Genomic DNA, 983 nt, shown 5'->3' with positions numbered 1-983 from the left:
TTGAACGCAGATATCAACTGCTTCAATCATGAAAAATTTATTCCTCGTTTGCATATAAGAATCCAAAGGAAAAAAGGTGCACCAAAAAGTGCTGTAACAATTCCGATTGGTAATTCTGCTGGGGCTACAATTAAGCGTGCAAAGGTATCGGCAAAAATAAGTAATGCCGCTCCTAAGAGGGCTGAGCAAGGAATAAGATAGCGATGATCAGGACCAATGAGTTGACGCAAAATATGGGGAACAACAATACCGATAAAACCAATACCGCCACTGATAGCGACTGCGCTACCACACATAAGTGCAACAAGGAAAATAGCAATATTTTTAATCCGTTGAATATGGAAGCCAATGTGGCCAGCAACAGCTTCTCCAAGAGCAAGAGCATTAAGGGCGCGTGATAAAAAAGGAGAAAAAAGAAGACCAATACAGATAAAGGGAAAAACAAGCCACACTTTCAACCATGTTGCACCTGCAAGAGAGCCAAGATTCCAAAAAGTAATATCACGTAATTGTTGGTCATTTGCGATAAAAATTAATGTTCCAACAACAGCACTGCTTAAGGCACCAAGAGCAATGCCTGCAAGAAGCATTGTTGCAATAGATGTGCAACTATGACGTGTTGCTATCGCGTAGAGAACAATTGTTGATAATAGACCACCACAAAATGCACCTATGATAACCTTGTAAGGTTCTAGAAAAGGTGCCAATGAAGAAGGAAAGGCAATACCGACAACAATTGCTAAAACAGCTCCAAGACCGGCACCTGCAGATACGCCTACAATCCCCGGATCTGCAAGAGGGTTACGGAAAAGACCTTGCATGAGAACACCAGAGACAGCAAGAGCTGCTCCAACTAACACTCCCAAGATAATACGCGGCAGTCTTATGTCTATAAGTATGAGGTAATCACGCGTTCTACTACTCATCGAAAAATCTTGTGTGAGCATTACATGAAGGAAATCAATGAAAGAAGCCTTTGATGC

1 protein-coding gene is annotated in these 983 nt (G+C 41.7%); it reads right to left on the bottom strand.

Annotated features, from left to right (window positions below; translation table 11 throughout):
• Positions 1 to 26 precede the first annotated feature (26 nt).
• Positions 27 to 983 (bottom strand): FecCD family ABC transporter permease (locus ACFIO5_RS10715; RefSeq protein ID WP_375705393.1); only part of this gene is annotated, 957 nt, incomplete at its 5' end.

Source organism: Bartonella sp. AA86SXKL, assembly GCF_042196885.1.
This window is presented reverse-complemented; position numbering and strand designations above follow the sequence as displayed.